The sequence below is a fragment of the Streptococcus sp. HMSC076H09 genome, assembly GCF_001811765.1.
Classification (GTDB): Bacteria; Bacillota; Bacilli; order Lactobacillales; family Streptococcaceae; genus Streptococcus; species Streptococcus agalactiae.
On the sequence record NZ_KV806598.1, the window covers coordinates 17,884 to 31,753 of the forward strand.

The window sequence follows — 13,870 nt, forward strand, 5'->3', positions numbered from 1 at the left end:
AAGATTATGTAATTACTATATATAGAAGGGATACGATGAAAAAAATTTGTTTAGTAACCGGATCGCGTGCTGAATACGGAATAATGAAGCCATTGATTCAAAGATTATCAAAAGATAAAGAAGTCAACTTACAAATTATTGCGACAGCAATGCATCTGGAAGAAAAGTACGGCTATACTTATCGTCAAATTGAAGAAGACGGTTTTGATATTGCTTATAAAGTTCCCTTACATCTTTATGATACTGACAGAAGAACTGTATCTACTGCAATGGCGCATTTACAACTAGGATTGACCAAAATTTTTGACAAGGAAGACTATGATCTAGTCATCATTTTAGGGGATCGTTACGAAATGTTACCAGTTGTGAATGTAGCGTTGATTTATAATGTCCCAGTATGCCACCTTCATGGAGGGGAGACCTCATTAGGCAATTTTGATGAGTATATTCGCCATGCAGTTACTAAGATGAGTCACCTACACTTAGTCTCTACAGAGGACTTTCGTCAACGTGTGATTCAGATGGGAGAACAACCTCAATTTGTAATTAACACAGGAGCTCTCGGAGTGGAAAATGCTCTATCAATCCCTTCTCTAACCAAAGAAGCAATAGAAAAGCAATTAGGTATTGTACTAGAGGAATCCTATTTTGTTGTTCTCTATCATCCTGTTACTTTTGAACAAGGAAAAAGTGCTGGAGAACAGATGAAAGCGGTACTATCAGCCCTTTCTAAATTTGGTGTCCAGTGTCTATTTATAGGATCCAATTCAGATACTGGTTCTGATGATATTGCAAAGGCTATCAATACTTATTTGATAAATCATGAAAATAGTTATTGCTTTGCTTCTTTATCAACCCAACTTTATCATTCCTTAATTCGTCATTCACTAGGACTGATTGGTAATTCGTCTTCTGGTTTAATAGAAGTTCCTTCTTTGATGAAACCTACTCTTAATATTGGTGATCGCCAAAAAGGTAGGCTACATGGAGAAAGTGTAGTAAGTGTACCAGTCGAAACCTCCTCTGTATTGGAGGGATTATCAAAATTGAATGAAGTGACCAACTTTGACAATCCCTACTACAAAGGGAATGCTTCATCTATTGCATATGAAGCAATAAAGCTTTATTTGAAAGATGAACCTTCAATTTCCCAACCATTTTATGATTTAAAGGAGAATAATCTAAAATGAAAAAAAAGTTGGCATTTTTAGGCGCAGGAAGTCATGCTGATGCGATTGCTCCGGTTATTGATCCTCTTGTGTATGATTTCGTAGGTTTTTTTGATGATAAAGATATTACGGAGCATGATGGTTATCCTGTTCTTGGAAAACTTTATGATGTGCTACCTTACCTTGAAGATGGCTCAATAGATGCAGTATTTATTACAATAGGTGATAATGCTAAAAGGAAAGAACTATTTGAATATGTAGCAAAGGATTATTATGACTGTATTATTAACATCATTAGTCCCAATGCTTTAGTATTGACACCAGATAGTATTTGTGGGCGTGGTATCTTTATTGGTTTTGGGGCTTTTATAGGTTCTAAAGTGAAGCTGTTTGATAACAACGTTGTTAATACAGGAGCGCTCATTGAACATCATACTGTTGTAGAATCACACTGTAATATAGCACCTAATGCTACCATAAATGGTCTTTGTTATATTAGAGAAGAAGTTTATGTAGGTAGTGCCAGTGTTATTATTCAAACCTTGGATATTTCATCGTGTACGACAATTGGCGCAGGAGCTGTTGTTGTAAAAGATATTATAGAACCTGGAACCTATGTAGGGGTTCCAGCCAAAAAAATAAAATAAAGGATATGTTATGAAGCCAATTTGTATTATTCCTGCGCGATCAGGGTCAAAAGGATTACCAGATAAGAATATGTTATTCCTAGCAGGTAAACCCATGATTTTCCATACTATAGATGCTGCAATTGAATCTGGAATGTTTGATAAGAAAGATATTTTTGTTAGTACAGATTCAGAATTGTACAGAGAGATTTGTTTAGAACGCGGTATTTCAGTGGTGATGAGAAAACCGGAACTTTCAACTGATCAGGCAACTTCGTATGATATGTTAAAAGATTTTTTATCTGACTATGAAGATAATCAGGAGTTTGTGTTACTTCAAGTAACCTCTCCACTAAGAAAATCATGGCATATAAAGGAAGCAATGGAGTATTATTCTTCACATGATGTTGACAATGTTGTAAGTTTTTCTGAAGTTGAGAAACACCCTGGTCTGTTTACGACATTGTCTGATAAAGGCTATGCTATAGATATGGTGGGAGCAGATAAAGGTTATCGTCGCCAAGATTTACAACCTTTATACTATCCGAACGGCGCTATTTTTATTTCTAATAAAGAAACTTACTTAAGGGAAAAAAGCTTTTTCACCTCTAGGACATATGCTTATCAAATGGCAAAGGAATTTTCATTAGATGTTGATACGAGAGATGATTTTATCCACGTCATCGGTCACCTCTTTTTCGATTATGCCATTAGGGAAAAAGAGAATAAAGTTTTTTATAAAGAAGGCTATAGTCGTTTGTTCAATAGAGAAGCTTCAAAGATAATTTTAGGTGATTCAAAAACGATATCTATCTCACTAGAAAATTACCATAATTATTCCCAAGGTGGTGTAACATTAGCAACGATGTTGGAAAACTTACCTAACTTTTTGACAGCTAATGTAACAGAGGCTTTTGTTTCTATAGGGGTAAATGATCTCATTACAGGTTATAGTGTGGAAGAAATATTCAGCAATTTCCAAAAACTCTACTCATTATTAGCTGAGAATAAAATAAAGATGAGATTTACAACTATTGCTTACACCCTTTTTAGAGAAACTGTCAATAATGCAGATATTGAGAAAATCAATCAATGGCTAACAGAATTTTGTTATCAAAATCAGATTCCACTGTTAGATATTAATAGATTTTTATCAAAGGATGGTAATCTAAATTATCATTTAACTAGTGATGGATTACATTTTACTCAAGAGGCTAATGATTTGTTACAAAGTCAATATCAATTATTTGTAGACGAAGTTAAAACCTTATAATATTTATTTTATAAAATTATTCATCTTATTTTTGCGATTTCAATAGTGATATGGTATATTTAAAGTAAGCTACGTATAGTTTTACCAGTCAGAAATAGTAAGGATGGTTGAGTATGAGAGAAACCGAAACACACGATCACCAAGCGCTAATTCAAAAATTGTTAGTCAGTATTCATTATTTAACCTTGTTTCGTGATGAAATTATATTAGTAGAAAAAACCCCATCTTTACTGGGGAAACATTTTTCTATTGCTATTGTGCAGAATGAACTAGGTGAGATACTTTCTAAAATAGAAGCTTTGAGTAAGCAAAAAAAACTGATTCGTTCTATTTATTGGTATGATGAATCGTCATTTAAAGTCATGAATAAGGCTCTGGCTATTGTAGAAGAATGGATTAAGGGCTTAGATAATCTTTTAGAATTCTGTCAATTACAGACGGTTTTTCAAGCAATTTTAGGTGATGAACGTGCACATGTATTTGGAATCCTTATTGATGTTTATACTTCTTTAAACATTATAAATACTTCTTTGAAAGAAGAAAATTCTAGACCAGTGTCCTTATCTGATTTGGCTCTAGGTCTTAAGGACGAAGATTAATAAAAAAACGTTACTGCTTTGAATGAATAAAGCAGTAACGTTTTTTATAAAATATTGCTATACTAGTAATACAGATATCTAAAAGTAAGGAGTTATAAATGAAACATTCTAGTTGGCATGATTTAATAAAAAGAGAACTACCCAATCATTACTACAATAAAATTAATACATTTATGGATGCAGTTTACGAAAGCGGAATCGTTTATCCTCCAAGAGATAAGGTGTTCAATGCCATACAGATAACACCACTAGAAAACGTAAAAGTAGTGATTATTGGCCAAGATCCTTACCATGGCCCTCAACAAGCTCAAGGACTCTCATTTTCTGTTCCAGACAATTTACCAGCTCCTCCTTCACTTCAAAATATTCTAAAAGAATTAGCAGAAGATATTGGGTCACGTTCACATCATGACTTAACATCATGGGCGCAACAAGGAGTGCTGCTATTGAATGCTTGTTTAACAGTTCCAGAACACCAAGCTAATGGTCATGCTGGGCTTATATGGGAACCTTTTACTGATGCTGTCATCAAAGTGGTTAACCAAAAGGAAACACCAGTAGTCTTTATTCTGTGGGGTGGCTATGCTCGAAAGAAAAAGTCGCTAATTGATAATCCTATTCATCATATTATTGAGAGTCCTCATCCGAGTCCCTTATCTGCTTATCGTGGCTTCTTTGGTAGCAGACCTTTTTCTAGAACAAATCATTTCTTAGAAGAAGAAGGAATAAATGAGATTGATTGGTTAAATTAGAAGGGAAATCTACTCTCGAAACATTGTTAGTTTTATAATAAAAAACCGCTACTAGCGGTTTTTTATTATTTATTTTTTTGTTTACTTAGGTTTAAGCCAAACGGAACCAAATTTTCTTGCCTTTTTCGAATACGTTTGATATTATCCTGATGTCGGATAATAATCGTGAGAGCCATTAAGATAACCACAGTGGTAAATATCCAGTCGTAGTCCGTTAATATAAAGCCTACTAATGGAAAAATTAAGACACTAAGAATACCTACGACAGCTACTGTAATACTGGATAGGGAAATCATGCTAAAAAGATAAAGCGTTAATAAAAAGATAACTAATAAGTAAAGGAAAAAAGAAGGTGCAAATCCTAGCAAAACCCCAGCGCTTGTAGCAACGGCTTTCCCACCTTTGAATTGTGCAAAAATAGGGAAAGTGTGACCTATAATAGCAAAAAAACCGATAAAAAATGGAGATACTGTCGTTATACCTAATATGATAGGAATAAGTGTTGCTAGAGTCCCTTTTAAAATGTCAATAGTCAAAGTGACAATGCCAGCTTTTACACCTAAAATACGGAAGGTATTCGTGGTGCCAGTATTACCACTACCGTGTTGACGAAGATTGACTTGGTAAAAATATTTACCAATCCAAAGTCCAGTTTGGATAGAGCCTAACAGATAGGCAATGATAATCATAATTATAATATTCATACCCTTATTATAACATAAGCATAAAAGTCTTTTTGCTATTTTTAAAAAAATAATTTTGCAAAAACAGCAAAAAACTTGTAATATAAAAAAGATGAAAAAATTTGGAGGTCACTTTGGCTAAACAAGATATAACAGTGACGAATTATGGCGACGATGCTATTCAAGTCTTAGAAGGATTAGATGCTGTTCGTAAGCGTCCAGGGATGTATATAGGTTCCACAGATGGAACTGGTTTACATCATTTAGTGTGGGAAATTGTAGATAATGCAGTTGATGAAGCTCTATCAGGTTTTGGAAATCGCATTGATGTTATTATTAACAAAGATGGGAGTATAACTGTTACAGACCATGGACGCGGTATGCCAACTGGAATGCATGCTATGGGAAAACCTACTGTTGAAGTCATCTTCACGGTGCTTCATGCAGGTGGAAAATTTGGACAAGGTGGTTATAAAACATCAGGTGGTCTCCATGGTGTTGGATCATCTGTAGTTAATGCTTTGTCTTCTTGGTTAGAAGTTGAAATCATTCGCGACGGAGCTATTTACAGACAACGTTTTGAAAATGGTGGTAAGCCCGTTACAACCCTGAAAAAAATCGGCACGGCACCAAAATCAAAATCTGGGACATCTGTCAGCTTTATGCCAGATCAGTCAGTATTTTCAACGATAGATTTTAAGTTTAATACAATTGCAGAGCGCTTAAAGGAATCTGCCTTTCTCTTAAAAAATGTTACTTTAACCTTAACAGATAATCGTTCAGAAGAAGCAGAGCATCTAGAATTTCATTATGAAAACGGTGTTCAAGATTTTGTAGAGTATTTAAATGAAGATAAAGAAACGTTGACACCAATCATGTTTTTCGAAGGTGAAGAACAAGAATTTCATATCGAAGTTGCTTTGCAGTATAATGATGGTTTTTCAGATAATATTCTTTCTTTTGTCAATAATGTTCGTACTAAAGATGGTGGAACACATGAAACTGGCTTGAAATCAGCTATTACAAAGTCTATGAATGACTATGCACGTAAAACAGGACTTCTTAAAGAAAAAGATAAAAACCTTGAAGGTTCTGATTATCGTGAGGGGCTATCAGCCATTTTATCTATTCTTGTACCTGAGGAGCACTTGCAATTTGAAGGCCAAACTAAAGATAAACTAGGAAGTCCCTTAGCACGACCAATTGTTGATGGTATTGTTTCTGAAAAGTTAACTTACTTTCTTATGGAAAATGGAGATTTAGCATCTAATTTAATCCGTAAGGCAATAAAAGCACGTGATGCGCGTGAAGCTGCACGTAAAGCTCGTGATGAAAGTAGAAATGGGAAAAAGTCGAAAAAAGATAAAGGTCTACTTTCTGGAAAATTAACCCCTGCACAATCAAAAAATGCTAAGAAAAATGAACTCTATTTAGTCGAAGGAGACTCTGCAGGTGGCTCTGCTAAGCAAGGTCGTGATAGAAAGTTTCAAGCTATTTTACCGTTGCGAGGAAAAGTATTGAATACAGCTAAGGCAAAGATGGCTGATATTATAAAAAACGAAGAAATTAATACAATGATCCATACCATTGGTGCAGGTGTTGGTCCTGATTTTAATATTGACGATATTAATTATGATAAAGTTATCATTATGACCGATGCTGATACTGACGGAGCTCATATTCAGACACTATTATTAACTTTCTTTTATCGCTATATGAGACCTCTTGTTGAAGAGGGACATGTCTATATTGCTTTGCCACCTTTGTATAAAATGTCAAAAGGAAAAGGTAAGAAAGAAATTGTTGAGTATGCTTGGACGGATATAGAGTTAGAAGAATTACGACAAAAATTTGGTAAAGGCTCACTATTACAACGATATAAAGGGCTTGGGGAAATGAATGCCGATCAATTGTGGGAAACCACTATGAACCCTGAGACAAGGACATTAATTCGTGTAACAATTGAAGATTTAGCAAGAGCAGAACGTCGAGTTAATGTCTTGATGGGTGATAAAGTTCCTCCAAGACGCCAATGGATTGAAGATAATGTCAAGTTTACTTTAGAAGAGAATACAGTATTTTAATAAAGAGTCTTGGTTATTCATGTTTTATAGTGTACAAGTAATATTGTATGCGTTAGACAAGAGAGCCAATCATTCATTTCAAATAAGTGGAAAAATAATACTAAGCCACTCCAACTAGGAGAAAATTAAAAATATGTCTAATATTCAAAATATGTCCCTTGAGGACATTATGGGAGAGCGTTTTGGGCGCTATTCTAAGTATATCATTCAAGAACGGGCGTTGCCGGATATTCGTGATGGCTTAAAACCTGTTCAACGTCGAATCCTTTATTCAATGAATAAAGATGGTAATACTTTTGAAAAGGGATTTCGCAAATCTGCAAAATCAGTCGGTAATGTTATGGGGAATTTCCATCCTCATGGGGATTCCTCTATCTATGACGCGATGGTTCGTATGTCTCAAGATTGGAAAAATCGTGAGACATTGATTGAAATGCACGGAAATAATGGTTCTATGGATGGAGATCCTGCGGCGGCTATGCGTTATACGGAAGCCCGTCTATCAGAAATTGCTGGTTATCTTCTTCAAGATATTGATAAGAATACCGTACCCTTTGCCTGGAATTTCGATGATACAGAGAAAGAACCAACTGTTTTACCAGCTGCCTTTCCCAATCTTTTAGTCAACGGAGCAACAGGAATATCTGCAGGCTATGCAACAGATATTCCACCACATAATTTAGCAGAAGTCATTGATGCTGTCGTGTACATGATTGATCACCCTAAAGCTAAATTAGATAAATTAATGGAATTTCTACCTGGTCCAGATTTTCCAACTGGCGCTATCATTCAAGGAAAAGATGAAATTCGTAAGGCATATGAGACTGGTAAGGGGAGAGTAGCGGTTCGCTCGCGAACTGCTATTGAAACCTTAAAAGGTGGTAAGAAACAAATTATTGTTACTGAAATTCCTTATGAAGTTAATAAGTCAGTTTTAGTAAAACGAATCGATGATGTTCGTGTTAATAATAAAGTTCCAGGAATAGCAGAGGTGCGTGATGAGTCTGATAGAGATGGTCTTCGTATCGCTATTGAGCTCAAAAAAGAAGCCGATGAAACAATTGTCTTAAATTATCTTTTTAAATATACAGACCTACAAGTGAATTATAATTTCAATATGGTTGCTATTGATGACTACACCCCTAAGCAGGTGGGTCTATCAAGAATATTAACTAGCTATATCGCTCACCGAAGAGAAATTATTATTGCTCGTTCAAAATTTGATAAAGAAAAAGCCGAAAAACGTCTCCATATTGTTGAGGGACTGATTAGGGTTCTTTCTATTTTGGATGAAGTGATTGCATTAATTCGTGCTTCTGAGAATAAAGCTGATGCGAAAGAGAATTTGAAGGTCAGCTATGAGTTTTCAGAAGCCCAAGCAGAGGCTATCGTCACATTGCAATTATATCGTCTCACAAATACTGATATTGTGACGTTGAGAGAAGAAGAAGAAGAACTTCGTCAACAAATCACAATGCTTAAGGCAATTATTAGTGATGAACGTACGATGTATAACGTAATGAAACGTGAGTTACGTGAGGTCAAAAAGAAATTTGCCAATACTAGACGTTCTGAACTTCAAGAATTAGCTGAAACTATTGAAATCGATACTGCAAGTTTAATTATCGAAGAGGACACATACGTCAGTGTTACTAGAGGCGGATATGTAAAACGCACCAGTCCTCGCTCTTTCAATGCATCAACTGTTGATGAACTTGGTAAGCGAGAAGATGACGAATTGATATTTGTGAGCAATGCAAAGACTACCCAACATTTATTGATGTTTACTAACCTTGGTAATCTTGCTTATCGTCCAGTTCATGAATTAGCTGATATTCGATGGAAAGACGTTGGTGAACATTTATCACAAAATCTTGTTAACTTTGCTTCAAATGAAGAAATTATTTATGCTGAATTAGTAGATGATTTTACTAAAGAAACTTATTTTGCTGTCACTAGCTTAGGGCAAATAAAGCGTTTTGAACGTCAAGAAATCAGTCCATGGCGGACATATAAGTCAAAAACAGCTAAATATGCTAAGTTAAAAAATGTAGATGATTACGTTGTGACTGTTGCTCCTATCCAATTAGAGGATGTTATACTTGTCACTTATAATGGTTATGCGTTGAGATTTAGTATAAATGATGTACCAGTCGTTGGTAGTAAAGCCGCAGGTGTAAAAGCGATGAATTTAAAAGATAGTGATCACATCGTATCTGCATTTATAGCTAACACCACAAGTTTATATTTATTAACTCATAGAGGAAGTCTTAAACGAATGGCCATTGATGTTATCCCCACAACTAGTCGTGCTAATCGAGGACTTCAAGTTCTTCGTGAATTGAAATCCAAACCGCATCGCGTTTTTAAAGCAGGACCTGTATATTTAGAGGATTCATCTTTTGAATTTGATTTATTTAGTTCAGTATCGAATCATGAAGGAGATACTTTCGTACTTGAGATTATGTCTAAAACAGGAAAAGTTTACGATGTTGATTTAAGTCAATGGAGTTTTTCTGAACGTACAAGTAATGGCTCTTTTGTATCTGATAAGATTTCTGACGAAGAAGTATTCTCAGTTAAAATTAAGTAAAACACATTTGTGTTTTTACTAGTTTGGTAATTTATCTGAATTTTACAAATAATATTGAAAAAATAATGATAATAGCGTACAATAGTTAGAAACCCAAAGAAAGAGGTACCTTATGACAGTAAATTTAGATTGGGATAATTTAGGTTTTGCTTACAGAAAATTACCATTCCGATACATTTCGCATTTTAAAGATGGGAAATGGGATGATGGCAAGTTGACAGATGATGCAACGCTACATATTTCAGAAAGTTCTCCTGCCCTCCACTATGGGCAACAAGCTTTTGAAGGATTGAAAGCTTATAGAACTAAAGATGGCTCTATTCAGTTATTTCGTCCAGATCAAAATGCAGAACGACTTCAAAGAACAGCAGATCGTCTTTTAATGCCACATGTTCCGACAGACAAATTTATTGCAGCGGTTAAATCTGTTGTACGCGCTAATGAGGAGTTTGTTCCACCGTATGGTACAGGGGCAACATTATACATTCGTCCCTTATTAATTGGTGTGGGAGATATTATTGGAGTTAAACCTGCTGAAGAATATATTTTTACGGTATTTGCAATGCCAGTAGGTAGTTATTTTAAAGGTGGTTTAACACCAACTAACTTTATTGTTTCCAAAGAATATGATAGAGCAGCACCGAATGGTACAGGAGCTGCAAAAGTTGGTGGTAACTATGCTGCTAGTCTTCTTCCTGGGAAATACGCTCATGAGAAACAATTTTCAGATGTTATCTATCTTGATCCAGCGACACATACTAAAATTGAAGAGGTTGGAGCAGCTAATTTCTTTGGAATTACTAAAGATAATCAGTTTATCACCCCTTTGAGTCCTTCAATTTTACCTTCAATTACTAAATATTCATTGCTTTACCTTGCTAAAGAAAGGTTTGGTATGGAAGCGATTGAAGGAGATGTCTTTGTCGACGAATTAGATAAATTTACAGAAGCTGGCGCATGTGGTACAGCCGCAGTTATTTCACCAATTGGAGGAATTCAAAACGGAGATGACTTCCATGTCTTCTACAGTGAGACAGAAGTTGGTCCAGCGACACGTAAACTATATGATGAGTTAGTAGGGATCCAGTTTGGTGATGTTGAAGCACCAGAAGGGTGGATTTATAAAGTAGATTAAGTCTATACTAAAAGCTTGCTCTTGCAAGCTTTTAGTATTTTGTGTACAATAAAAAACAATAAAAGAGATATTGGAGTTAATAGTGAGTAAAAAAGATAAGAAAATTGAAATTCAAATTTCAGACGCTCAAGTAACAGTTAATGGAACTAAGGTTGATGGATACCAACTCGTTATTGGAAAAAAAATTGTAGGTCAAATTGCAGAGCTAGATTCTAAATTTGCTGTGATTAAAGGTGAGCAAGTGAGTGGATTCTATAAAAATTTAGATCAAGCTATGGGAAATATTATTGAAGAATATAATCTTAATCGCTAATATTTATTTAAAAAGCTTGCGTGCTAACAACATCTGTGGTAGAATAGTCAGTGTTGTTACGGAAAGATAGCGAAGAGGCTAAACGCGGCGGACTGTAAATCCGCTCCTTCGGGTTCGGGGGTTCGAATCCCTCTCTTTCCATTATTTGGGGTATAGCCAAGCGGTAAGGCAAGGGACTTTGACTCCCTCATGCGTTGGTTCGAATCCAGCTACCCCAGTCAAAGGTATCAAACTTTTGTTTGACACCGTCAAAGAGATATTTGTTGTCCTTGCGGGTTACCTTGAGAAAATATATTGTTATCAAAAGCTAGCTCGGCTAGCTTTTGTTGGAGGATTTTTTAGAATGAATGAATTTGAAGATTTGCTAAACAGTGTTAGCGAAGTGAATCCTGGTGACGTTGTCACTGCGGAAGTTTTAACAGTTGATAACGGTCAAGCAAACGTTGTTATCGATGGTACTGGTGTTGAAGGTGTCTTGACACTTCGTGAATTGACTAACGATCGTGATGCTGATATCAATGATTTTGTTAAAGCTGGCGACACAGTTGAAGTACTTGTTCTTCGTCAAGTTGTAGGTAAAGATACTGATACAGTAACTTTCCTTGTATCTAAAAAACGCTTGGAAGCTCGTAAAGCATGGGACAAACTTGTTGGTCGTGAAGGTGAAGTTGTTACTGTTAAAGGTACACGTGCTGTTAAAGGCGGACTTTCAGTTGAATTTGAAGGACTTCGTGGTTTCATCCCAGCTTCAATGATTGATACTCGTTTTGTACGTAACACTGAAAAATTTGTTGGACAAGAATTTGATGCTAAAATCAAAGAAGTTGATGCAGCAGAAAATCGCTTCATCCTTTCACGTCGTGAAGTTGTTGAAGAATCAGCAGCAGCTGCACGTAAAGAAGTTTTCTCAAACATTGAAGTAGGTTCAGTTGTAACTGGTAAAGTTGCTCGTTTAACAAGCTTTGGTGCTTTCATTGACCTTGGTGGTGTTGATGGACTTGTACACGTAACTGAATTATCACATGAGCGCAATGTTTCACCTAAATCAGTTGTAACTGTTGGTGAAGAAGTTGAAGTTAAAGTACTTTCAATTGATGAAGAAGCTGGTCGTGTATCACTTTCACTTAAAGCAACTACACCTGGCCCATGGGATGGTGTTGAACAAAAACTTGCTGCTGGTGATGTTATTGAAGGTAAAGTAAAACGCTTGACTGACTTTGGTGCTTTTGTTGAAGTGTTACCTGGCATTGATGGACTTGTACACATTTCACAAATTTCACACAAACGTGTTGAAAATCCTAAAGACGTATTATCTGCAGGACAAGAAGTTACTGTTAAAGTTCTTGAAGTTAATTCAGATGCAGAACGTGTATCACTTTCAATGAAAGCTCTTGAAGAGCGTCCAGCGCAAGCAGAAGGTGAAAAAGAAGAAAAACGTCAATCACGTCCACGTCGTCCACGTCGTCAAGAAAAACGCGACTATGAGCTTCCAGAAACACAAACTGGATTCTCTATGGCTGACTTATTCGGTGATATTGAATTATAATAATTAAAAGACTTGCTAAAGCAAGTCTTTTTGTTTTTGTTGATAAAGTATGCTATAATATAACATGTACTACCATCTTTAGTGTAATGGATATCACACAAGATTCCGGTTCTTGGGATAGGGGTTCGATTCCCTTAAGATGGATAATAGATGCTCCATAAAGCTTTATGTTATAGGCTTTATATTAGTTTATCTCCAACCTTGCCTCACAAACTGATTCTCCTCATTTCTGATAAGTAAAACTAGGGTTGACAAATAAGGGAGAATCAGTTTGAAATCTGTGTAAGTTAGTATCATAATTAGTTAGTATGACCATTAAGGGGCTAAGTTAAGATACTAAGATTAAACTATTGTGTAATAAAATATTTCTAATAAGTAATTAAGGTATTAATAAAAAGGCGTTAATGCCTTTTTATTTTAAACCATGCTGTTGTTTGTTAGTGAGTTTATCATTTTCAAATGTAAGGTTAATTCCTGGATCACTATCTGACGACTGAATGCCACTAATCCATGCAGCCTGTAGTTCCTCTTTATCTGAAGAAACTGCTTGAGAAATATCATCAGGTTCTCCTAGAAGTTCTTTTACTTTATTGTATGACATGCCATTTTTTAAACTATTATAATCTTTTGTTGTGATGTTGGCATCTCGAATAAACTTAAAATTACTAATTGAACGAACAATGCTACTATCGTTTAATAATTGTATAGTGATGGAGATATCATCGACATTCCAACGATAGCCTTTAAGAGTGACATTTCCCGCTGGTGTATCAAATTTTTCATTTGGTTCGCCACCAAATAATTGTTTTAATTCAGCGAGACTAGTGCCTCCTTTAAAGTTATTTGCTTTAACCCCTAACTTTACTTTATTAAATTTCAAACGTAATTCTTCGTGGTCAGCTTTGATATTTTTATGTTGTGATACATTTGATTTTGAAGTAGAGGTTTGCTGAGTATTTGAAGAAGAGCATGCTGTTAAACCCAAAAATGAGAGACAGATAATCGTTCCAACAGTTATTTTTTTTAACGGTATCATAATTATTTATCCTAAATTCTATTTTTTAATATTATAACATAATTATTTTGGGTTTACTTTC

At 35.3% G+C, this 13,870-nt stretch carries 12 protein-coding genes and 3 tRNA genes; 13 read left to right on the top strand and 2 right to left on the bottom strand.

Annotation, left to right across the window (positions count from 1 at the left end; all coding sequences use genetic code 11):
* Nucleotides 1–35: 35 nt before the first annotated feature.
* The 5 genes from neuC (at nucleotide 36) to HMPREF2818_RS02845 (ending at nucleotide 4,419) form a co-directional block, all read left to right on the top strand.
* Nucleotides 36–1,190, top strand: a complete 1,155-nt coding sequence (gene neuC / locus HMPREF2818_RS02825; protein WP_000717643.1) for a UDP-N-acetylglucosamine 2-epimerase — start codon at nucleotides 36–38, stop codon at nucleotides 1,188–1,190.
* On the top strand, nucleotides 1,187–1,816 hold the full coding sequence (locus HMPREF2818_RS02830; RefSeq protein ID WP_000727597.1) for an acetyltransferase: 630 nt from the start codon (nucleotides 1,187–1,189) through the stop codon (nucleotides 1,814–1,816). Before neuC ends, HMPREF2818_RS02830 begins: the two co-directional genes overlap by 4 nt.
* A 10-nt stretch (nucleotides 1,817–1,826) precedes the next feature.
* Nucleotides 1,827–3,068 (top strand): N-acylneuraminate cytidylyltransferase, encoded by a 1,242-nt coding sequence (gene neuA, locus HMPREF2818_RS02835; protein ID WP_000802346.1) that lies wholly within the window; start codon nucleotides 1,827–1,829, stop codon nucleotides 3,066–3,068.
* Between the two features lie 113 nt (nucleotides 3,069–3,181).
* Nucleotides 3,182–3,667 (top strand): hypothetical protein, encoded by a 486-nt coding sequence (locus HMPREF2818_RS02840; protein ID WP_001209318.1) that lies wholly within the window; start codon nucleotides 3,182–3,184, stop codon nucleotides 3,665–3,667.
* 98 nt (nucleotides 3,668–3,765) lie between these two features.
* Nucleotides 3,766–4,419, top strand: coding sequence for a uracil-DNA glycosylase (locus HMPREF2818_RS02845; RefSeq protein ID WP_000682955.1), 654 nt, complete (start codon nucleotides 3,766–3,768; stop codon nucleotides 4,417–4,419).
* Nucleotides 4,420–4,484: 65 nt separating this feature from the next.
* Here the strand turns inward: HMPREF2818_RS02845 and plsY are convergent, their stop codons facing one another.
* Nucleotides 4,485–5,123 (bottom strand): glycerol-3-phosphate 1-O-acyltransferase PlsY, encoded by a 639-nt coding sequence (gene plsY / locus HMPREF2818_RS02850; protein WP_001021319.1) that lies wholly within the window; start codon nucleotides 5,121–5,123, stop codon nucleotides 4,485–4,487.
* Nucleotides 5,124–5,236: 113 nt separating this feature from the next.
* Here plsY and parE point away from each other — a divergent pair, with 113 nt between their 5' ends.
* The 8 genes from parE to HMPREF2818_RS02890 all read left to right on the top strand — a co-directional run bounded on the left by parE (nucleotide 5,237) and on the right by HMPREF2818_RS02890 (nucleotide 12,917).
* Complete coding sequence (gene parE / locus HMPREF2818_RS02855; protein ID WP_001118432.1) at nucleotides 5,237–7,186, top strand: DNA topoisomerase IV subunit B; 1,950 nt, start codon at nucleotides 5,237–5,239, stop codon at nucleotides 7,184–7,186.
* A gap of 133 nt (nucleotides 7,187–7,319) precedes the next feature.
* Nucleotides 7,320–9,779: a DNA topoisomerase IV subunit A gene (gene parC, locus HMPREF2818_RS02860; protein WP_000065534.1), complete on the top strand. Its 2,460-nt coding sequence runs from the start codon at nucleotides 7,320–7,322 to the stop codon at nucleotides 9,777–9,779.
* A 112-nt stretch (nucleotides 9,780–9,891) separates the two neighbouring features.
* Nucleotides 9,892–10,914, top strand: coding sequence for a branched-chain amino acid aminotransferase (locus tag HMPREF2818_RS02865; protein ID WP_000217780.1), 1,023 nt, complete (start codon nucleotides 9,892–9,894; stop codon nucleotides 10,912–10,914).
* A gap of 82 nt (nucleotides 10,915–10,996) precedes the next feature.
* Nucleotides 10,997–11,227 carry a DUF2969 domain-containing protein gene (locus tag HMPREF2818_RS02870; protein WP_000037098.1) on the top strand — a complete coding sequence of 77 codons (231 nt, stop codon included), beginning with the start codon at nucleotides 10,997–10,999 and terminating at the stop codon, nucleotides 11,225–11,227.
* 60 nt (nucleotides 11,228–11,287) lie between these two features.
* Nucleotides 11,288–11,368: transfer RNA gene (locus HMPREF2818_RS02875), tRNA-Tyr, on the top strand.
* Between the two features lie 5 nt (nucleotides 11,369–11,373).
* Nucleotides 11,374–11,445: transfer RNA gene (locus HMPREF2818_RS02880), tRNA-Gln, on the top strand.
* 125 nt (nucleotides 11,446–11,570) lie between these two features.
* Nucleotides 11,571–12,773, top strand: a complete 1,203-nt coding sequence (gene rpsA / locus HMPREF2818_RS02885; protein ID WP_001001614.1) for a 30S ribosomal protein S1 — start codon at nucleotides 11,571–11,573, stop codon at nucleotides 12,771–12,773.
* Nucleotides 12,774–12,845: 72 nt separating this feature from the next.
* Nucleotides 12,846–12,917: transfer RNA gene (locus HMPREF2818_RS02890), tRNA-Arg, on the top strand.
* A gap of 268 nt (nucleotides 12,918–13,185) precedes the next feature.
* Here HMPREF2818_RS02890 and HMPREF2818_RS02895 read toward each other — a convergent pair.
* Nucleotides 13,186–13,809 carry a DUF3862 domain-containing protein gene (locus tag HMPREF2818_RS02895; RefSeq protein WP_000612512.1) on the bottom strand — a complete coding sequence of 208 codons (624 nt, stop codon included), beginning with the start codon at nucleotides 13,807–13,809 and terminating at the stop codon, nucleotides 13,186–13,188.
* Nucleotides 13,810–13,870 lie beyond the last annotated feature (61 nt).